We start from the raw sequence: 20,499 nt of genomic DNA on the forward strand, positions 1-20,499 counted from the left end.
CGGCGCGGGCGTCCCATCCTCGCACGGGCCACCACCGGCCGTGCCACCACCTGCCCGTCGCGCACATGCCACGCCGACGACACCCGACGGTCCCGTTCCTCACACGGAACGGGGGAGATTCGGTGACAACGGGTGTGCGCACACCGCGCAGCGGCGATCCTGGTGCCGCACGCACACAGAGCGACAGCGCGTCACGGGGGAAGTGGCAGAACAGTGGAACGTGCGCGGAAGCGAGCCCACAGCGACCCGGCGGCCGGAGCCGCCCTGGAACTCCTGGTCCACGGCGTGGGCGGAGCCACGCCCGAGAAGATGCTCAACGATCCGCGCACGGTGCGGATCACCGGCGACGACACGGCCGCCGTATACCGGCGCGAGGACGACGTGGACGCCGAGACGGCGGACGCGGCGGCCGGCGGCCCGGCGGACCGGCCGGTCCCCGAGGCCTACGTCTGGTGCAACCTCACCTCCGGCAACGGAACCCGCGCCCTGTGGCTCCTGCTGCTGCCGTTCATGGTCGTCAACCTCGCCCACTGGATGCGTCCCGCCGCCCGGGAGCGCACCCGCACGGTCCGCCTGTACGGGCTGCTGGTGCGCCTCACCGGCCTGACCCTGACCGTGCTGCTCGTCGCCGCCGCCTGCGAGGTCGCCCTGGACCTGACGGCCTGGCAGTGCGCGGGCACGCGCGCGTGCGCCGAACGGCACTCCTGGCTGGGCTTCCTGTCACCGGCGGTGTCCGACGGCGGCTGGTGGAGCCTGCCCGGCCGCCGCCTCGCCCTCGCGGCCGTCGTCCCGACCGCCCTCACCGTCCTGCTCTGGTACCTGTCCCACCGCACCTGGCGGGCGTACGAGTCCCAGGAGCCGCCGCACGGCAGGACGGAACCGGAGGACGCGCTCGGCCACACCGCCCTCGGCCGCCCCGGCTTCTGGTACGGGCGCCGCCTGGTCGCCCGGCTCCGCGCGGCCCACACCGCGGCCGGCCTGCTCACCGTCGCCGCCGCCGTCGGCACCGCCGCCGCGCGCGAGGACCGCAGGCCCGGCGGTCCAGCCCTGCTCGACGGCCTCGGCTGGCTCATGGAGGCCGCCCTCGCCGCCGGCGCGTTCGCCACGGTCTGGGTCGTGTGCCGCCGGGGCCGCAGCGAACACCGCCTCGACCGCCGCGTCGACGCCCACCTCGTACGGCGCCTGCCCCTGGCCGCCCTCGCCCTGCTCGCCCTCACCTTCGTGTACGCCGGGTGGGAGCGTCCCGAGTGGCGGTCGGCCGGCCGGCTCCCGGGAGATGTGACCTTCGGCGGCATCGCCCTCCTCCAGGGCGCGCTGGTCGTCGTCCTCGCCGTCGTCGCCTCGGCCCTGTACCGCGGCTCCGGGAGCGATCCCGGCGGGCGGGCCGCCCTGCACGGCCTGGGCGGGCCCGCCGTCGCGATGCTCGCCTGCGCCCTCGGCGGCGTGATGTCCGGCGGGGTGTCCCAGCGCGTCTCCGACTGGCTGGACGGCACCGGGACCTACCTCCCCGGACCGCCGGTACTGCTGACCTGGCAGGCGTCCGTACTCCCGGCGCTGCTGGTCGTTCTGCTCGCCCTGTGCGGGCTGCTCGCCCGCGGAGCCCTGCGGCTGGCCCGCGCCGAGCGTGTCGCGGTGGCCCACGAGTACGGCGTCGACCCCGGGGACCCGGCGCGCACCCAGCGCATCGCCCGCGCCCGCGCCATGGCCACGCTCACCGACCGGGCCCCGCTCCTGGTCGCCGTCACCTCCGCGGCGACCCTGCTGCTCGGCGCCGGCGCGCTCGTCGGCGCCTTCGCCACCGGCAGGACCCCCGACCGGGCCGCCGAGGACGCCCACCCCTTCGTCCACGGCGCCGCCCAGACCGGTCAGGCACTCGGCTCCTGGCTGATCGGGCTCGGCTTCATACTCTTCGTCACCTGGGGCCGGCGCGCCTACAAGGACGCCTCCGCGCGGCGGACCATCGGCATCCTCTGGGACGTCGGCACCTTCTGGCCGCGCGCCGCGCACCCCTTCTCCCCGCCCTGCTACGCCGAGCGCGCGGTGCCCGACCTGACCTGGCGCATGGCCACCTGGACCCGCGCCACCGGCGGACGCCTGGTGATCTCCGGCCACTCCCAGGGCAGCGTCCTCGCCGCCGCAGCGGCCTGGCAGCTCAGCCCCGCCGACCGCAGCCGCGTCGCCCTCCTCACCTACGGCTCCCCGCTCGAGCGCCTCTACGGCCGCTGGTTCCCGGCCCACTTCGGTCCGGCGGCGCTGCACGCCCTGCACGAGGACATCGACTGCTGGCGCAACCTCCACCGCCCCACCGACCCCATCGGCGGCCCGGTCCGGCTGGCCGGCGACGACTGCGGTCCCGAGGTCGACCGAGCCGCCCTCGCGGACCCGCTGGCCTACGGCCGCACCGAGGCGCACCCCCTGCCCTCGCCGATCCTCGGCCACTCCGACTACCAGGCGGACCCGGCCTTCGCGGAGGAACGCGAACGCCTGCTGTCCCGCCTGCACCAAAAGCTACCGGCGCAGCGCGCGCGGGCGGACGGCTAGTTTGGCAGCTCGGGCAGGTCCTCCGCGTACAGGAGGGTCAGGTCGTCCGTGCTCGGGTCCGGGACGTGGGCGACGCGGCTCGCGTGGCGTTCCACCATCGCCTCGAAGGTCTGGCGGGCGGTACGGCCGTTGCCGAAGGCGGCGCCCTTGGGGATCTCCGTGAAGTACTTCAGGAGCGCCTCCGCGGTCCCCGGCGCCAGCCGGTACTCGTGCTCCTCGGCCTGCTGCTCGACGATCCGCAGCAGTTCGTCGGGGCCGTAGTCGCCGAAGGTGATGGTCCGGGAGAAGCGGGACGCCACACCGGGGTTGACCGACAGGAACCGCTCCATCTCGGCCGTGTAACCGGCGACGATCACCACCACGGCGTCGCGGTGGTCCTCCATCAGCTTCACGAGCGTGTCGATGGCCTCCTTGCCGAAATCGCGCCCGGCGTCCTCCGGGGAGAGCGCGTACGCCTCGTCGATGAACAGCACACCGCCACGCGCCCGTTCGAACGCCTCCTGGGTGCGGATCGCGGTGGATCCGATGTGCTCGCCGACCAGGTCGACGCGCGACACCTCGACGAGATGGCCCTGCTCCAGCACGTGCAGCGCGGCGAGGATCTCGCCGTAGAGACGGGCGACCGTCGTCTTGCCGGTGCCGGGGGAACCGGTGAAGACCAGATGCCGCTTGACCGACGCCGCCTTGAGGCCGGCCTGCTGCCGGCGCCGGCCCACCTCGATCATGTCGGTGAGCGCCCGCACCTCGCGCTTGACGCTCTCCAGGCCGACCAGGGCGTCGAGTTCGCCCATGACGTCCTTGGGGGTACGCGCCTGCCGCTCGGGCTCGGCCGCGGCGGGCCGCGCCTCCGGCGCGGTGGCACGCTGCTGGGGGAGCGCGCCGAGGAGCCCCGGCGAGGGAGGCGCCGCCTCCACGGCAGTCTCCCGCGCGCCCGGTGTCGGTACGCCTGCGCTCTCGTCGCTCGTGCAGTCCTCGACCACCGGTCCCGAACCGGCCGCGGCGTCCGCGCCTGCGTCCGCGAACTCGTACCCGCGGCGCGCGCAGCGCTCGGTCCGGCACTTGCGCAGCGTCGTACGGCAGCCGTCTATGACGTGGAAGCCGTAGCCGCCGCTGTTGGTGACCCGGCAGTTCAGGAAGCTGCCGCGGCCGCCGGCCGACACGTAGAAGCCCGCCTCGGCGGGGGAGTCGACGGTGCAGCGCTCCACGGTGGGGTCGGCGCCCTTGGTGACGATCACGCCGGTCTGGGTGGCGTCCACGGTGCAGTTGTTGAGGGTGCCGCCGCTGCCGTGGTCGCGGAACCAGGCGCCGGTCGCCGCGTCCCGGATCCGGCAGTCGTCGAGCTGGGCGGTCGCGCCGTCGCTCACCGACACGGCCGTGTTGCGTACTTGGAAGAGGTCGCTGTCGACGACGTCCGCGCGCGAGCCGCGGTCGAGGACGAACAGGGCGTCCGGCACGTCGTGCACCCGGCAGGAGTCGAGGACCACGGTGGCGCCGTCGCTGACCCAGACGGCCGGATAGTCGCCGGTGCTGTCGAAGATCTCGCACTGGTTGGCGTCGACCCTGGTGCCCGGGTCCCACACCGACAGGCCGTTGCGCCCGAACTGACGGACCGTCGTCCGCGTCAGCGTCAGGACGGAGCGCGAGCGCAGATCGACCGCGTTCTCCGGGATGTCGTGGATACGGCAGTCGGCCAGGGTCAGTACGGCGTCCGTGTCGAGCGTGACACCGTCGGCGGTGGTGCGGTGCACATCGCAGTCGGTGAGGTGCGCGGTGGCGCGTGCGGTGATCTGCACGCCGCTGCCCCGGACCTCGTAGACCTCACACCCCACCGCCTCCAGCGCGGAGTTCTCGCCGGTCGCGCTCAGGCCGGCCCCGGAGGTGTGGTGCACCCGGCAGCGCTCCAGCCGCGGGTGGCCGCCTCCGCGCACGGCGACGCCCGCCTGTCCGGCGGCGACGACCTCGCACTCCTCGAAGACTCCGCCGCCGCCGTCGACCACGGCGATGCCGATGCCCGCGGGGTTGTCGACGGTGCACCGCCGGACCGTCGGCCGCGCGCCGCCGCGCACCTCGATGCCGGCCGCGGACCGGGTGACGACGCGCAGGTCCAGCAGTTCCGGCGTGCCCTCCTCGACGAGCACCGCGGGTGCCGCCGCGTCCTGACCCTCCACGTGCAGGTCCTGCACCACGGCCGAGGCCCGCACGGTCAACGGCACGCCGTCCAGGGGCGCGATGCGTACGGAACCGGGGGATCCCTCGGGGCCGCGCAGGGTCACCGCACGCTGTACGACGAGGTTCTCCCGGTAGGTGCCCGGGGCGATGGTGAGGACGTCGCCCTCGGCCGCGGCCTCCAGGGCGGCGGCGAGCGACGCGTACTCACCCGTGCGGCGCCGCCACCTCGATGTACCGGTGTGCGTCACCTGGACCGTGCCCTGTGCCATGGCGTTGCTGTGCCCCCACCTCGGTCTGTGCTGATCACTCGGTCGTCTGCGGGGCGCGCAAGCCGTGTCGCACCCCTACGGCTCCCTCGCGCGCGGGTCGATGCCGAATGCTCGGCCGGTCCACCGTAGCGTGCGCGCGGGCGGTGGGTTGACCAGAGACGGAAGGCTGTCAGCTGCCGGTGCCGGTGCGGCCCCAGTCCGGACCCGCGCGGTCCCAGGCCTGGTCCCAACGGGCGTAACGGCGGCGGACCATGCGCCGGACGACGAGTCTTCGGACACCCTCGACGAGACCCGCGGTGAGCAGTGCCGCACCGATTCCGGCGAGGACGGCGTGGGTGGTCGCGGTGGCGGAGTCCAGGGGGCGGGTCACCGGACGGCCGTGCGTGTCCGTCCACAGCGGGAAGTGGTCGCCGCGGTGGGCGGACCTGAGGCCGGCGAGGACCGTGCCGTGCCGCGGGGTGCCGTCGGGAGCGGTCCAGTCGGCGAGGACGCGGGTACGGCTCTCCCGCCCGGTGGCGGTCTCGGGGTCCGCATCCAGCAGTGCGCCCTCCAGCTCGCGCACCACGGTCGCCGTGACCTGGTGGCGGGAGTGGCGCTGCTCGCGGACGGCCTGCTGCAACGTGTCCTGGGTGAGTGCGCCGACGATCGAGCCGAGGACGGGTGCCACGAGCAGGATCAGGAGCAGGGCCGTCAGCGCCACCCAGGCCTCGACCAGATCCGTCGTACGACGCAGCGGATTGTGCCGCCAGCGCCAGAGTCCACCGATCGCTCCCACCACCCGCACCCCCTTCCCGCTCCGTGATAACCCCCCATGGAGCCGTTCAGGCGCGGGTCCGGGCGAAGAGAGAGCCACATCACCCGCGGCCGGTCCTCTCGTGAACGGCTCACGAAAGGCACAACGGCCGCAGATCGGGCGGAGGTTCCCACTGTGGCGCGGACCGGGTGACCCGGCCGGAAACCGGGTGTGACGTGCTGACTAGCCGACGATCCTGACCTGGTCGCCGACCCGGACGGTGCCGCGGGAGAGGGGCACCAGGTTCTGGCCGAAGACCAGCTTGCCGCCCAGCCTGCGGTGTCGGCCCAGTGTGTGGAGGGGTTCCCTGCCGCGTTCCGCGGTGGTCTGGTCGGTCGTGGTGACCACGCAGCGGCCGCACGTCTTGGCGACCCGGAAGTCCACCTCGCCGAGGGTGAGGCGCGACCAGCCGTCCTCGGCCCATGGTTCCGTGCCGGCCACGACCAGGTTGGGCCGGAAGCGGTTCATCGGCATCGGTCCCTCCGCGGCGTGCTCACCCCGCGCGATGAGCGAGTTGAGGGCGTCGAGCGAGGCGACGGCGGTGACCAGCAGCGGATACCCGTCGGCGAACGTGACGGTCTCTCCGGGCAGTGCGTACTCGGGATCGACGGGGCGGCGCGTGGCCGGGTCGTCCATGTGCACCAGGCGCACGTCCGTGCCGAGGTACGCGCTGCACCAGGCGTGCGCGGAATCGTCGGCGAGCACGCCCTCGACCTTGTCGCGGAAGATCTCCAGCGACACCGTGCCTATCGGCTGCGGCACGGAGACGGTCAGCGGCTCCAGACCGGGTGCGGACAGACGGACGCCGCCGCCGGGCAGAAGCTCGGCGGCGGCACGCGCGAGGCGCGGCTGCTGACGTTGCGTGACGACCTTTCCCCCGTCGTCGATCAGCGCCCAGCGTCGGTCTCCGGTCAGCCCCCAGGGCTCCACCACGGCCTCCCGTGGCGACTGGCCCCGGAACGCCTTGACCGGATGGACGTGGATCGACAGCAGCTCCGCATTCCCCATGGCCTCATCCTGCCAGGTGGCAGCGACTGTCCCCGGGTCGGCTCAGTAGCCGCGGTACTGCTGGTTGTTGTACGGGTCCTGGTACTGGGGCGCGGGAGGCCGGGGAGCCGCGGGGCGCATCGCGTCGTACCCCGTGCCGGGAGCGGCCGGGCGCGGCTGCTGCTGCATCTGCGGGCCGGGGTAGCCGCGCGGCGCGGTGGCCTGCGGCGGGATGTACGCGGCCGGCGCCTGCTGGAGCGGGGCGGGCTGCTGCGCCTGCGGGTAGCCGTAGGCGTAGGGGGACGGGGCCGCCGGGAGGGCGGGGAGCGCCGACTGCAACGCGGGCAGGTTGGCGCCCGTGTCGTAGGCGGCGGGGACCCGGATCGGGGCGATCTGCGGGGTGCCCCGCTCGGCCACGAGCGAGTCGTAGATCGGGGTGTCCGGGAAGGAGGCGGAGTAGTAGCCGCCGCCATAGGTGGAGCGGGGGGAGGTCATGGCACATAAGTTAAGCCCACGATGTGCTGGTTGGGGAGACCGATAAGAGGGTTGTTTTCCGTGTCGGCGATGACTCCGGATACCCAATGTGAGCGAACTTGGCAAAAAGGGGCGGCAATCGTGGTTCTGATCGTGTAAAGGCCGAGTTCCCAGGGGGTTACCGGCGGTTGGACAGGGATCTTCCGGCGCCATGGATGGGAGTTCGCGGTCCGGGCGAATAGGTTGACGAGTAGACAACCCGAAGGGTGCCGGAGTCTGCGGTCCGGCCGGTCACAGGTGAATGGGGCGGACATGTCCATGCCGAAGGGGTCCAATGTTCCGGTGCCGACGACGGCGCTCCGGGTCGAGGTGGGCCGCCGGTCGGGACCGGGTGTCCCCGACGCGGACGCCTCGGCCCTGCTGCTGGTCGGCGGGAAGGTCCGTTCCGACGCCGACTTCGTGTTCTACAACCAGCCGGGGCACTCCTCCGGCGCGGTCCGCCACGAGGGCAAGCGGGACACGGGCGGCAGGGTGACCGACACCCTGGTCGTCGACCTCGCGCGCGTGGAGCCCGCGATCGAGACCGTCGTCCTGGCCGCCTCGGCGGACGGCGGCACCTTCGGCCAGGTGCCCGACCTCGCCGTCGAAGTAAGGGACGCGGGAGCGAACACCGTGGTGGCCCGGTACGACGCCACCGGCGCGACCGTCGAGACGGCGTTCGTACTGGGCGAGTTCTACCGCCGCCAGGGTGCCTGGAAGTTCCGCGCCGTCGGCCAGGGCTACGACAGCGGCCTGGAGGGGCTGGCCACCGACTACGGCATCACGGTCGACGAACCGCAGCGATCGGCCACCCGCACCGCCCGCCCCCCGCCGGCACCGCCCGCCGTGCCGTCCTTCCCCGGCCACCGTGCCCCCCGCCGAGCCGGGCCGAGCCGGGCCGAGCCGGGCCAGCCGAGCCGGGCCGGCCGGGCCGGGCCGGGCCCGCCACGCTCGGTGTCCGCGGGCGGGGCAGGCATGTTCCGCCCGTGTCCGGATGCCCCGGCCGGTGGCGGTCGGCTCGCGGAACTCGCCGGTGAGGAAGATCCGTTCCACGCCCTGCCCTGCCCTGCCCTGCTCTGCGGGTGAAATCCACCGCTGCCGACTCAGCGAGGGGGTGGCCGTCGGCGGTGCGCTCGACGACGGCGAGTGCGCGCGGACCAGGACGGAGACACGACGGCGACGTGTACCAGCGGCCCCCCCCGCCGGGGCCAGTTGCAGTCGCCCGACGAGGACGACCGGGGCGGGCGGCACCGCGTAGGACACGAAGACGCGGTCGGAGGGGCCCGTGCTGGGCGAACCCCTGCTCACCCGCCAACGCGGTCGTGAACGCCGTACGACTCCCTGCGCCATGTGTGCCTCGACGAGTGACCGTGGATCCTCGGCCGCGCACGTCGGGGCCGGCGTGATCCGTGGACCGGCGTCGGTGCCTCGGCGAGTCGAGACGTACGGATGACCAGGAGCCTCGGTGTGGCGCTCAAGCGCCGTCCCGCGTGGCCGCCACCTCGTCGTGGACAGCGATGCCGAGCCGGCCGGCCACCGTGGCGAGGGCCTCTCCCAGCGGGAGCGCGACCCGGGTGACCGCGTGCGGGTCGCCCCGGGTCGGGTCCCGGTTGACGATCAGCACGGGTTTGCCCGCCTGGGCGGCCTGGCGGACGAACCGGAGCCCGGACATCACCGTCAGCGAGGAGCCCAGGACCAGTAGTGAGGTGGCCTCCCGGACCAAGTCGCGGCAGTGTTCGACCCGCGGCGGCGGAACGGCCTCGCCGAAGAACACCACGTCCGGTTTGAGGATGCCGTCGCAGGCCGTGCAGGACACCACGCGAAAGTCCCCGACCTGCTCGTCGGTGAGGTCGGCGTCGCCGTCCGGGTTGATTCCGGCGGCCACCGGCTCGTAACCCGCATTGGCCTGCGCCAGCCGTCGGGCGAGTTCTCCACGCGGGGTGAAGGCGCCGCAGGAGAGGCAGACGACCCGGGCCAGGCTTCCGTGCAGTTCCACGACGCCCTCGCTGCCCGCGGCGTCGTGCAGGCCGTCGACGTTCTGGGTGATCGTGCCCGAGAGCAGGCCGTGCCGCCCGAACGCGGCCACCGCCCGGTGTCCGGCGTTGGGGCGGGCGCGGCCGAAGGTGCGCCAGCCGAGGTGGCTGCGCGCCCAGTACCGGCGCCGGGCCTGGGCACTGGCGGTGAAGTCCTGGTAGGTCATCGGGGTGTGCCGGCTCAGGCTCCCGCCCTCGCCCCGGTAGTCGGGGATGCCCGACTCCGTGGAGATGCCCGCCCCGCTGAGCACCAGCACACCGCCCGTGCTCAGCGCATCGACGACCGGCTCCAGATCCGTGGTGCCCGGCGGCAGGTCCTCGGCAGGGGTCCAGCTCAGGGTGGGGCGCATCCGCATGCCACCAGGGTACGGAACCGCCTGCCGCCACCCCTCTCAGCGCGCTTGCGAGCGGCGGCAGCGGGGCGTCCCGACTTCTCGCCCGTGCCCACGAAGGGCTCGAACCGTCCCGCCGACCGCTCGTCGGATCACCGCCCCGATCGACGCCTCCCTCATCAGCGCGCCAGAGCCACCGACCCAACACACCGGTGCACGTGGCAAGTTGATCGGTCCTCGCACCCCGCAGCGACGCACCGGCCCATCCACCGCCCCGCAGGGCCTCCGGCGCGGCCCGCCGCCGCGGAGGACTTTGACCTCATCGATGACAAAGTATGGACATGACAAGCAGAAGCCCCTTAGCTTTGCGGCGGTACCCGCAGCCCATACCGCGGAAGACCGGAGCGACATCCGGCACGGTCCGGTCCCCAGTGCAGGAGGACCAATGCGCCAACGCCTGTTTCCCCGGGCCCGAAGACTCCTCATCCCGCTGCTGACGTCGGCCGTCCTGGCGGGCGGCGCCCTGGGCGCCCCGGCGGCCGCCGTCACCGTGCCGGCCGACATCCCCGAACAGGAGCCGGGAGTCACCCTGCGCGTGTACGACGTGCAGACACCGCTCAACGAACTCTGCACTCTCAAACCGGGACAGACCCCCAACCACGACAGGCTCATGCCGACGATCGACTGGTCCACGACCACCGACTTCGGAGGGTTCGACGACCACTTCGTCACGGAGGCCACCGGTTACCTGGTCGCCCCGCGCGAGGGGTCGTACGTGTTCCGGCTCACCAGCGACGACGGCTCGCGGCTGGCCCTCGACAACGCCACCGTGATCGACCACGACGGACTCCACGGCGCCGAACCGAAGGACGGCACCGTCCACCTCACCGCCGGGTCGCACCCCTTGCGGATCGACCACTTCGAGCGCGACGGCGGGCAGCGGCTGCAGCTCTCGTGGAAACCGCCGGGCGCCGACGACTTCACCGTCGTGCCGCGCGAGGCACTCAGCACCGACGCCGGTGTCGTCCGGGTGACGGCACCGGGGCGCAAGGAGTGCGAGGCGAGCGGCGACACCCCGGGCGACGGCCTCCCGCTCACCTCCGTCCGCCCCGACCTCACCCTCACCGACCTGCGCCCCGAAGGGTTCCAGCCGCAGGTCAGTGGCATGGACTGGCTGCCCGACGGACGCCTCGCCATCAGCACGTGGGGCGGCAGCGGCAACGTCGCCGGAGAGGTGTACCTGCTCGATCACGTCACCGGCGCCACAAGCCGCGAGAAGGTCACCGTGAAGAAGGTGGCGAGCGGGCTGCGCGAACCCATGGGCATCAAGTACGTCGACGGCGCCCTCTACGTCTCGCAGAAACACGAACTGACCCGGCTGGTCGACCGGGACGGAGACGAGGTGACCGACGAGTACCGCACGGTCGCCACCTGGCCGTACGGAGGGAACTTCCACGAGTTCGCGTTCGGCCTGCTGTACCGGGACGGCTACTTCTACGTGAACCTCTCCGTCGCCATCGACCTCGGCGGTGCTACCACCACGCCACAGCCGGCACCCGGCCGCGGGACCACCTACAAGGTGAGCAGGGAGACGGGCCGGATCAGCCCCGTCGCGGGAGGCCTCCGCACGCCCAACGGGATCGGCTGGGGCCCCGGCGGCGGTCTGTTCACCACGGACAACCAGGGCGGATGGCTGCCCTCGTCGAAGCTGGTCCAGATCAAGCAGGGCCGCTTCTTCAACCACTACACCGAGCCCTCCGACCCCTTCGAGGACGCCCCCGTCACCCAGCCGGTGCTGTGGCTTCCCCAGAACGAGATCGCCAACTCCCCGTCCACGCCCCTCCACCTGACGGAAGGCCGGTTCGCCGGTCAGCTTCTGATCGGTGATGTCACCTACGGAGGGCTGCAGCGGGCCTACCTGGAGAAGGTCAAGGGTGAGTACCAGGGCGCCGTCTTCCGCTACACCCAGGGCCTGGAGGCCGGGGTCAACCGCCTCACCGTGGGCCCGGACGGAGCGATCTACGCCGGTGGCCTGGGTGCCGACGGCAACTGGGGCCAGGAGGGCAAGCTCAGGTTCGGCCTGCAGAAGCTGACACCCAACGGCGGCAACACCTTCGACATCCAGACCATGCGGGCCGTACCGGGCGGCTTCGACCTGACGTACACCCAGCCGGTGTCCGCCGAGACCGCCGAAGACCTCGCCGGCCGCTACCGTGCCGAACAGTGGCGCTACACGCCGACGGCGGACTACGGCGGACCGAAGATCGCCGAACAGCAGCTCTCCGTACGCTCGGCGACCCTCTCCGAGGACGGCCGCACCGTCCGGCTCCGCCTGGACGGCCTCGAGCCAGGCCACGTGGTGCACGTTCGCTCCCCGCGCCCCTTCGCCTCCGCCTCGGGCGAGACGCTGTGGAGCACCGAAGCCTGGTACACGCTCAACACGATGCCCGGCAAGCAGCCGCCTCCCGCCACCCTCTACGAGGCCGAGGAAGCCCGACTCACCGGCAGGGCCGGCATCAACACCGACCACACCGGCTACTCCGGCAGCGGCTTCGTCGACCGCTACGCCACCGAGGGCGAGGTGGCCACGACGTTCGACGTCACGGTCCCGAAGTCGGGCACCTACGACGTGAACCTGCGCTACTCCAACGGCCCGAACCCGTTCCAGGGGACCAAGTCCCTCTCCCTGTACGCCAACGGGGAGAAGGTGCGGCAGACGCAGCTCGCGTCCACCGGGGACTGGGACACCTGGTCCACCCGGACGGAACGCCTTACCCTGCGGGCCGGACTCAACACGGTCTCCTACCGGTACGACCCAGGCGACACCGGACACGTCAACCTCGACCTGATCACCGTGCACCCGCAGGGTGCCGCCGTCCCCCTCTTCGACGGCACCGCCGCCTCGCAGGCCCAGTGGCAGCACACGGACGGACGGCGAGTGGCCTGGCCCCTCACCGACGAGGCTTCGATGGAGGTGTGCTGCGGTGACATCCGGACGAAGGACGCCTACCAGGACTTCGCCCTCCACATCGAGTTCCGCGTCCCGCTCCTGCCCCCGGACGTGACCGGACAGGACCGCGGCAACAGCGGCGTCTTCCTCCAGGACCGCTACGAGCTGCAGATCCTCGACTCCTACGGTGACACCTCGCCGGACACCAACGAGGCGGGGGCGATCTACCTGAAGAAGCCGCCCGACGTCAACGCGGCAGCGGCACCGGAGACCTGGCAGACGTACGACATCGTCTTCCGCGCCGCCCGCTACGACGCCGAAGGGCACAAGACCGCCGACGCGCGGCTGACGGTCGTGTGGAACGGCACGAAGGTGCACGACGACATCGCCCTCGACGGCCCCACCGCCTCGGGCCGGTCCGAGACCCCTGCGGCAGGAGCGATCCGATTGCAGGACCACGGCAACAAGGTGCGCTTCCGCAACATCCACATCCGGCCGCTGACGTGAACCGCCGGTAGGCGTCAGCGACACCGGTGACGCAGTCGGCGGCACGACCGGCCGCCGGCCGCGTCACCGCATCACCGGCAGGCCGGCAGGCCGGCAGGCCGGTCCGGGGTGTGGCGAGCTTCGACTTGATAGGCAAGTGAATGCTTGCCTATGCTGGGGTGGTGGCCGACGACGTTTTCAAAGCCCTGGCCGACCCCACCCGCCGGACCATCCTCGACGAGCTGACGGAGAAGTCCGGGCAGACCCTGTTCGAGATCTGCTCACGGCTGAGCATGAAACATCAGCTGGGCATCTCGCGCCAGGGAGTCTCCCAGCACCTCGCCGTGCTGGAGGCCGCCGGGCTCGTCGAGACCAGGCGAGAGGGCCGCTACAAGTTCCACGACCTGAACACGGCACCGCTGCGGCAGATCGCCGAGCGCTGGGTCGTGCCCCACGCATCCGGACCGCAGGAGAGAACCCCATGAGGATCCACCTGACCAGCGTCTTCGTCGACGATCAGGCCGAGGCCGAGCACTTCTACACCGAGGTCCTCGGCTTCGTGAAGAAGCACGACGTCCCGGTGGGGGAGAAGGACCGCTGGCTGACCGTCGTCTCGCCCGACGAGGCCGACGGCACCGAACTCCTCCTCGAGCCCGCCGGTCACCCGGCCGTCAGGACCTACCGCGACGCCCTCGTCGGCGACGGCATCCCGCTCGCCCAGTTCGCCGTCGACGACGTGACGGCGGAGTACGAGCGCCTACGTGACCTCGGCGTCCGCTTCACCCAGGAGCCCTTGGAGATGGGCCCCGTCACCACCGCCGTCTTCGACGACACCTGCGGCAACCTCATCCAGATCGCGACCGAGCCCCAGTAGGGCGGCGGCGGGAGCGAACGATCGGCCCGCACCGGGCCGAAGGGCGAGGGTGACGACACCTGCGCCGGTGGCTAGGAGGTTGCCGAGGCCGTGGGCGCAGACATGCCGTGGTCGGTCACCAGCCGGTCACGCGCTCCCAGAAGGCCTGGACAGCCGGCGCGGTGTCCGTGCTCAGGGTGCCGTCGATGACGTGGTAGCCGCGGTGCTGAGCGGCGGTGGCGCAGGCGTGGTTGGGCAGGATGCGCAGGCGAGTGCCGACGGGCAGGTCGGGCAGCTGCACGCCGTCGCGGGCGGTGAGGGTGCCGTGTTCCTGGCTCGCGGCCGTCATGACCAGGCCCGGGAGGAGGTCGCCGGCCAGATCGGTGACCAGGCCGTAGCCCTGGTCCTGCGCCTGGACGGCGGTGCGCGGTCGCGGGACATGGCCATCCAGCCGCCGTCGGTGATGATCCACCCGTGCTCGGGGCGGTGGCCGATGACGGTGACGACGACCGACAGGGCGAGGTCCTGGAGGTGGCAGACGCCGATGCCGGCCATCACCAGGTCGAAGAAGACGTAGTTCCCGGCGCGCAGTTCGGTGACTCCGGTGAGGTCCTCGGCCGCGTGGGCGGTGGGGGTGGAGCCGACGCTGACGGTGGTCACGGGCAGGCCGGCCGCGCGCAGCCGCTCGGCGGCGGCGACGGCGGTGTCGCGTTCGTTCCTCGCCGCCAGGCGCCGGTCCTCGGCGGAGTGGGCGAAGTAGGACTCGCCCGCGTGGGTCAGCACGCCGTCCAGGCAGCCCGCGTCATGCAGGATGCGGCCGATCTCGGTCAGCGCGTTGGCGTCGGGCCTGAGGCCGCCGCGATGGCCGTCGCAGTCGATCTCGATCTGGGCGGGGAGGGGAAGGCCCGCCCGGCGGGAGGCGTCGGCGACGGATGCGGCCTGCTCGGTGCTGTCCAGCAGAACGCGCAGGGTCACCCCGCGGCGCAGCAGCGCGAAGACGCGCGGGAGCTTGTGGGGGTCGATCCCGACGGCGTAGGTGATGTCGGTGTAGCCGCCCTCGGCGAACGTCTCGGCCTCGGCAAGGGTGGAGACGGTGACCGGGCAGGGTGTGCCGTCGTGCAGGAGGCGGGCGACGTCGAGGCTCTTGGCCGTCTTCACGTGGGGTCGCAGGGCGACCCCGAGCCGGTCGGCTCGGGCCGACAGCCGTTCGATGTTGCGCAGCGTCCGTTGGACGTCGACGACGGCGAAGGGGGTGTCCGGGTCGGCCAGGGTCGGGGCGGTGCCGGGGCTCGGGGCGTGTGCGGGGATGTTCACAGGGAGATGTCCATCTTCTTGAGCAGGGCCAGGCCCAGGTACAGGTCCTGCACGCCGATGCCGGAACTGTCGAAGACCGTGATGTCGCTGTCGGCGGTGCGTCCCGTGGCGCGGTGGGTGAGGACCTCGCCGAGCGGGGTGAGGACCGTCCGCGCGGGGGCGTGCTGGCTCTCGCCCATACGGCGGGCCTGCTCGGGCAGGTCGCAGAAGACGCGGGCGCGGTCGAACAGTTCGGGCGGGAGTTCCCGCTTGCCGGGGGCGTCGGCGCCCATGCAGGAGATGTGCGTGCCGGGGCGGACCCACGAGGCCTCGAACAGCGGCGGGGTGTCGGTCGTGGCGTTGGTGGCGGTGACGATCACATCGGCACGGGTGCAGGCCTCTTCGGCGCCGGAGCTGCGGGCGTGGTGTCCTTCCGCGGCCAGGGCCGCGGACATCTGCCCGGCCCGCTCGGCCGTGCGTCCCACGACCAGGACCTCGCCGATGGGCCGGACACGGCTGACGGCCCGCACCTCGTACGCCGCCTGGTGTCCGGTGCCGAAGACCGCCAGGGTGGTGGTGTCTGCGCGGGCCAGCAGGTCGACGGCGAGGGCGTCGGCCGCGGCGGTCCGGTAGGCGTTCGCGGTGCCGACCTCCAGGACTGCCGCGATCCTGCCGATCGTCTGGTCGAGGAGCAGCAGGGTGGAGTGGTGGCGCGGCAGCCCGTGCTCCGCGTTGCCGGGCCAGTAGCTGCCGATCTTCACCCCGGCGTGCGTCGGGGACGCGGACGGCTTGAGGGTGAACCGGTTGCGCGGGTCGGATCCGTGCACGGCGAGACCGGGAAAGACCGTGCCGTCCACCGTCGCGGCGAAGGCGGCGCGGGCCGCTTCCAGGGCCAGTTCCTCGTCCACGAGCGCGGCGGTCCGCTCCTCGGTGATGTGCAGCAGGCGGCGCGCGGCCGGTGGCCGGCCGGGGCCGGACGAGGTATCGGGCGCGGGATCGGTGGTCGGTCCGGTGGCGGTCACGAGGGCCCTTCACCTGGTGCGGTCGTGGACGGTCGCCTGGGACACGGTGAGCAGGTCCACGATGGTCAGCGCGGCGTCGCCGGGAGTCGACGCAGCCTCTGGAATTGGATCAATTTTCCAAGTTTGGACTATGAGTCTAGAAAAGTGTCCGGTGGTTGTCCAGTGGGCCCGTCGGGCAGCGAGCGAACACCACCGCTGGAGAACACGACGGTCACCCCGGTGCTCGGCCCGGCCGCCGGACCGGACGAGCCTGGTGCGAGGCGCGCCGGAAAAGTGGGTGAGGAGCGATGAGTTTCCCGGTGATCCTCGGTCAGAGATCATGGCTGCTGCGCGAGAGCCGCGAGTGCGGGTCGACCGAGCACCCACCGAACCGCTGAGAACAAGTCACGAGATACCGAGGAATCCGAGATGCGTACCCTGATCAGCACCGCCTTCGTCTCCCTCGACGGCGTCATGGAGGCCCCGGGCGGCGAGCCCGGTTACCGGAACTCCGGATGGACCTTCAAGGACGTCGAGTTCCTTCCCGAGGCTTTCGACATCAAGGACCGGGAGCAGAAGGAATCCACCGCGATGCTCCTGGGCCGGACCAGCTACGAGGCGTTCAGCCCGGTGTGGCCGGACATGGAGGACTTCGCCGACTACAAGGTGATGCCGAAGTACGTCGTTTCCACCACCCTCACCGAGGACGACCTGGTGGCGAACTGGGGCGAGACCACGATCCTGCGCTCCCTCGACGAGGTCGCCGCGTTGAAGGAGACCGAGGGCGGCCCGATCATCGTCCACGGCAGCGCGGCCCTGAACCACAGCCTCTCGGACGCCGGCCTCATCGACCGTTACCACCTGCTCGTCTTCCCGCTCCTCCTCGGCGCGGGCAAGCGCCTGTTCAGTACTTCGGACAAGGACACCCAGAAGCTGAAGCTGGTCGAGCACGAGGCCTACGCCAACGGCCTGCAGAAGAACGTCTTCGACGTCGTCCGCTGACGGTCCCCCGCCACCGGTGAACCGCTGCGGGCTCGGCGGAGGCTCTCCGCGCCGACTCCAGCGGCCGGTTGGGGCTGGAGCCCGGCGTGGTGGTCGGTCGGTCCCGTACCCCGGTTCCGCAGCGGCTGTGGGCGCCGGCACCGGACAACGCGTCCTGCCCCGCTCCGCCTTCCGTGAGGGGGGACCTCTGCGCTCGATTCCGGGTGCGGCACTGAGCGGGCCGGACGGAGTCGAACGGGGGAGCCGGTGATGCGCGCGGGCGGGCCTGGCTTGCCCGGCACCCGTGCACGGAGAGCCGCCCGCCACCCCGCCCGGCTCACGGCAGCAGACCCTGCAACGCGCCGCGACCTGGCTCACCGCCAAACAACGGACGCCCGGTGCCCTACAGCCAGAACGCGCGGTGGCGGGACGGCTAACGGCAGGACTCCTCCGGCTACGCCTCGATGGGGCTGGGTCTGCCCACACCTGGCACCAACACCGTGGGGCCGGCCAACCACAGGCTCACCCGCCCCTTCCCGCGGAGCGCGCAGCGCCGCCGGTCGCCGGGGCCGGTGGGAGGAGGAGCCGAAGGGGATCCGAAGGGGAGCCAGGCAGCACGGTGGTGTGCGTCGTCACGTTTCCCGGATTGGGCTTCCCCAGCCGTCAGCGGCCGGACACCGATGACTTCTGCCGGTCTTCCAGCCCCTTGTCGCTCTGAGGGCGCCTGGTGAGCACGAGCGGGCCGGTCTCGGTGATGGCGACCGTGTGCTCGGAATGAGCGGTGCGCGAGCCGTCGGCCGAGCGGATCGTCCAGCCGTCCGGGTCGAAGACGATCTTGTTGGTGCCGGCGGCGAACCAGGGCTCGATCGCGATCGTCAGGCCGGGACGCAGCTTCCAACCGCGGCCGGGGCGCCCGTCGTTGGGAATGTGCAGGTCCTCATGCATCGTGCGACCGATACCGTGACCCCCGAACTCCAGGTTGACCGGGTAGCCGTACTCGGCGGCGACCGAGCCGATGGCCGCCGAGATGTCACCGAGCCTGTTGCCCGGCTGGGCGACCGTGATGGCCGCTTCCAGGGCGACTTCGGTGGCCTCGATCAGCCGCAGGTCCTCCTCCGCCGGGGTGCCGACGACGACGGAGTGGGCCGAGTCCGCGGCCCAGCCATCGATACTGACCGCCATGTCCATGGTCAGCAGGTCCCCGTCGCGCAGCTTGTAGCTGTGGGGCAGTCCGTGCAGCACGGCGTCGTTGACCGAGAGGCACACCACGTTACGGAACGGGCCCTTGCCGAACGAGGGCGCGTAGTCCCAATAGCAGGACTCCGCGCCGCGTTCCTTGATCCGGCGGCGCGCGTGATGCTCCAGATCCAGCAGGTTGACCCCTACTGCGGCCATGTCGGCGAGTTCGGCCAGCACCTGGCCGACGAACTGGCCGGTGACGTGCATGCGCTGAATGTCTTCGGGCGACTTGTGCTCGATCACTGCGATCCTCGATTCCCCAGGGCGACCGACAGGTATATTTATACCAGAGGGGGGAGTGGTTGCTGGTCGAACACCTGCCGCTCTAGCATGTGCGGATGGTTCGCTATCCGCTCGCCCCCGAACAGATCGAGGCGGGTCGACGACTCGGGGCCGCGTTGCGCTCCGCGCGGGCCGGACGCAACCCCGTCGACGTGGCCCTGGCGGCAGGGATCTCGCCGGAGACCCTCCGCAAGATCGAGACCGGTCGGCTGCCTACGCCCGCGTTCGGCACGATCGTCCGGCTCAGTGAGGTCCTCGGCGTGCCGCTGTCCGAACTCGCCAGCGTCTGGCGCACCGATCCTGCGCTGAGCAAGGCCTCCTAGCGGTAGCCCTTCGCGGTGCGGCGCCGTCGTCGACGGGCCGCACCCGCCCTGGGCACGAGACGGGCGTACACCTCATGGAAGCGTGAGCATCACGCACCGCCCTGGGCGCAAGACGGGCGTACACCTCACGCCAGCGTGAGGATCACCGGGGCGTCCTCGGTCGTGGCCGCCCACCTGGAAGCCGAGGAGCGCGCAGGCGTGGCACGGCGTTGCCGGACCACCGGCAGGTGATGACCGCCTGCCTGGCAGTCGCCCAGCGGGCGGGGCGACCCGGGCGTCGTGGAGGCCGTGAAGTGGCCGGCCAGGTGTTGCGTGAGCTGAGCCGACGGGTGTGTGTTCCCCGGTGTGTTCTCTGCGCTGGGACGTCCGCGGGCGCACGCGCGCCGACGCTGCTTCCGGCAGCCCCGCCATCAGCGATGTGCGGGGCGTCAGGCTCAGTCACTGGGGTGCTGTCAGTCGTCGATGCCGTTCGCGAAGGGCATCGTGCGCCAGTGGTCGACGGCGGGCCTGAGGTACTCCATCAGCTGGGGCAGCTGCGGGACCAGCGTCAGGGTGGCGACGACCCGCAGCATCGTGACGGCGTTGACGAAGCCCATGACCTCCTTGTCGAGGGACCTCGTGCCGTTGCGCCGCGCGCCGCGGTTGTAGGCGGATTCGTGCTCGGGTCCGAGCGCGGCGAGGTCCCACTCGACGGGGCCCAGCGTGACCAGCTCGAAGTCGGCGTAGAGGTCCCCGTCCACCCCGTGGAAGATGTTCGCGGGCGGGGAGTCGCCGTGGACCGGCTGGAGGTCGACGCCCGGGAACCGGGCCTCGAAGGCCGAGCGTGAGCGCACGAGGGGTTCCAGGGTCTGCCACTCGCGACGGGCGCGGTCCAGCTCGGCCGCACCGATCAGTGCGGAGTGTCGGTCGAGCAGGGCAAGGCTTTCCGCGATGAACCGCGGTTCGGCCGTGGACAGGAACTCCAGGCGGCCCGGGTAGCCGCGCATCGCTGCGTGCAGGTCGGACACGCTCTCGGCGTTCGCCACGTAATCGGGTTCCTTGTCCCGGTCCTCCGCGACGAACGGCCAGAACGTCATCGAGAAACCGTCGCGCTGCACAGGCTTGTGCGGCACGAGCGGGCTGGGCGCGATCACGGGGACTCCTTGTTCGGCGAGCCAACGGGTCACGTCCAGCTCGTCCTGCTGGCGGCGCGCGAGGGCGACCAGGTCGTCCGGGCGCGGCAGGACGGTGGGAATCCGGGCCACTACCGGTGAGGGCGCCAGATGGACGACGACGGAGAAGACGTCGTGCAGCACCGTGGGGTCGGTGACGGTCAGGCCGAGCCGGCGCCCCGCCGCGACTGCCGCGCCGACGGCGGCGGAGGTGCGGTCGGCGAGCTGTTGCTGTGTCAGGAAGGTGGTCATCGTTCCATCACTCCATCGTTTCAGCGGATTGGGACCGTCGGGCAGGTCGGC

Annotated in this window: 14 protein-coding genes and 2 pseudogenes; 7 read left to right on the forward strand and 9 right to left on the reverse strand. The window is 72.0% G+C overall.

Going from position 1 to position 20,499, the window contains the following annotated elements:
• The first annotated feature begins 213 nt into the window (after positions 1–213).
• The gene (locus BM536_RS06055) at positions 214–2,541 is read left to right on the forward strand and encodes a hypothetical protein (RefSeq protein ID WP_094102636.1); all 2,328 of its coding nucleotides are present in this window, start codon (positions 214–216) and stop codon (positions 2,539–2,541) included.
• Here the strand turns inward: BM536_RS06055 and BM536_RS06060 are convergent.
• From BM536_RS06060 to BM536_RS06075, 4 genes are all read right to left on the reverse strand, one after another.
• Positions 2,538–4,979: a right-handed parallel beta-helix repeat-containing protein gene (locus BM536_RS06060; protein WP_073491270.1), complete on the reverse strand. Its 2,442-nt coding sequence runs from the start codon at positions 4,977–4,979 to the stop codon at positions 2,538–2,540. The two genes, BM536_RS06055 and BM536_RS06060, sit on opposite strands and share 4 nt — an antisense overlap.
• A gap of 169 nt (positions 4,980–5,148) precedes the next feature.
• A complete protein-coding gene (locus BM536_RS06065; protein ID WP_073491315.1) occupies positions 5,149–5,754 on the reverse strand; it encodes an Rv1733c family protein in 606 nt (201 codons plus the stop codon).
• A 201-nt stretch (positions 5,755–5,955) separates the two neighbouring features.
• Positions 5,956–6,780, reverse strand: coding sequence for an MOSC domain-containing protein (locus BM536_RS06070; RefSeq protein ID WP_073491269.1), 825 nt, complete (start codon positions 6,778–6,780; stop codon positions 5,956–5,958).
• A gap of 42 nt (positions 6,781–6,822) precedes the next feature.
• On the reverse strand, positions 6,823–7,254 hold the full coding sequence (locus BM536_RS06075; RefSeq protein WP_073491268.1) for a DUF6643 family protein: 432 nt from the start codon (positions 7,252–7,254) through the stop codon (positions 6,823–6,825).
• A 297-nt stretch (positions 7,255–7,551) separates the two neighbouring features.
• Between BM536_RS06075 and BM536_RS06080 the strand changes: the two are divergent.
• Positions 7,552–8,277: pseudogene (locus tag BM536_RS06080) on the forward strand (TerD family protein); the annotation flags it as partial.
• A 469-nt stretch (positions 8,278–8,746) separates the two neighbouring features.
• Here the strand turns inward: BM536_RS06080 and BM536_RS06085 are convergent.
• Entirely contained in the window at positions 8,747–9,661 is a 915-nt protein-coding gene (locus BM536_RS06085) for an NAD-dependent protein deacetylase (RefSeq protein WP_094102637.1), read from the reverse strand.
• A 421-nt stretch (positions 9,662–10,082) separates the two neighbouring features.
• On the opposite strand from BM536_RS06085, the gene BM536_RS06090 reads away from it, so the two are divergent.
• The 3 genes from BM536_RS06090 (at position 10,083) to BM536_RS06100 (ending at position 13,947) form a co-directional block, all read left to right on the forward strand.
• Positions 10,083–13,094: a 3-keto-alpha-glucoside-1,2-lyase-like domain-containing protein gene (locus BM536_RS06090; RefSeq protein WP_073491697.1), complete on the forward strand. Its 3,012-nt coding sequence runs from the start codon at positions 10,083–10,085 to the stop codon at positions 13,092–13,094.
• Positions 13,095–13,255: 161 nt separating this feature from the next.
• Positions 13,256–13,558, forward strand: a complete 303-nt coding sequence (locus BM536_RS06095) for an ArsR/SmtB family transcription factor (RefSeq protein ID WP_211362831.1) — start codon at positions 13,256–13,258, stop codon at positions 13,556–13,558.
• Positions 13,555–13,947 carry a VOC family protein gene (locus tag BM536_RS06100; RefSeq protein WP_073491695.1) on the forward strand — a complete coding sequence of 131 codons (393 nt, stop codon included), beginning with the start codon at positions 13,555–13,557 and terminating at the stop codon, positions 13,945–13,947. Before BM536_RS06095 ends, BM536_RS06100 begins: the two co-directional genes overlap by 4 nt.
• Positions 13,948–14,062: 115 nt before the next feature.
• Here BM536_RS06100 and BM536_RS06105 read toward each other — a convergent pair.
• Positions 14,063–15,240 (reverse strand): annotated as a pseudogene (locus BM536_RS06105) (DSD1 family PLP-dependent enzyme).
• The gene (locus BM536_RS06110; protein WP_211362832.1) at positions 15,237–16,241 is read right to left on the reverse strand and encodes an ornithine cyclodeaminase family protein; all 1,005 of its coding nucleotides are present in this window, start codon (positions 16,239–16,241) and stop codon (positions 15,237–15,239) included. Before BM536_RS06110 ends, BM536_RS06105 begins: the two are co-directional and overlap by 4 nt.
• A gap of 408 nt (positions 16,242–16,649) precedes the next feature.
• On the opposite strand from BM536_RS06110, the gene BM536_RS06115 reads away from it, so the two are divergent.
• Complete coding sequence (locus tag BM536_RS06115; RefSeq protein WP_073491694.1) at positions 16,650–17,222, forward strand: dihydrofolate reductase family protein; 573 nt, start codon at positions 16,650–16,652, stop codon at positions 17,220–17,222.
• 642 nt (positions 17,223–17,864) lie between these two features.
• Here the strand turns inward: BM536_RS06115 and map are convergent.
• Positions 17,865–18,683 (reverse strand): type I methionyl aminopeptidase, encoded by an 819-nt coding sequence (map, locus tag BM536_RS06120; protein WP_073491693.1) that lies wholly within the window; start codon positions 18,681–18,683, stop codon positions 17,865–17,867.
• 95 nt (positions 18,684–18,778) lie between these two features.
• Here map and BM536_RS06125 point away from each other — a divergent pair, with 95 nt between their 5' ends.
• A complete protein-coding gene (locus BM536_RS06125) occupies positions 18,779–19,045 on the forward strand; it encodes a helix-turn-helix domain-containing protein (protein WP_073491692.1) in 267 nt (88 codons plus the stop codon).
• 452 nt (positions 19,046–19,497) lie between these two features.
• Here the strand turns inward: BM536_RS06125 and BM536_RS06130 are convergent, their stop codons facing one another.
• Positions 19,498–20,448 carry a phosphotransferase gene (locus BM536_RS06130; protein ID WP_094102638.1) on the reverse strand — a complete coding sequence of 317 codons (951 nt, stop codon included), beginning with the start codon at positions 20,446–20,448 and terminating at the stop codon, positions 19,498–19,500.
• Positions 20,449–20,499 lie beyond the last annotated feature (51 nt).

Origin of the sequence: Streptomyces phaeoluteigriseus (assembly GCF_001896135.2) — a bacterium.
GTDB classification, from domain to species: domain Bacteria; phylum Actinomycetota; class Actinomycetes; order Streptomycetales; family Streptomycetaceae; genus Streptomyces; species Streptomyces phaeoluteigriseus.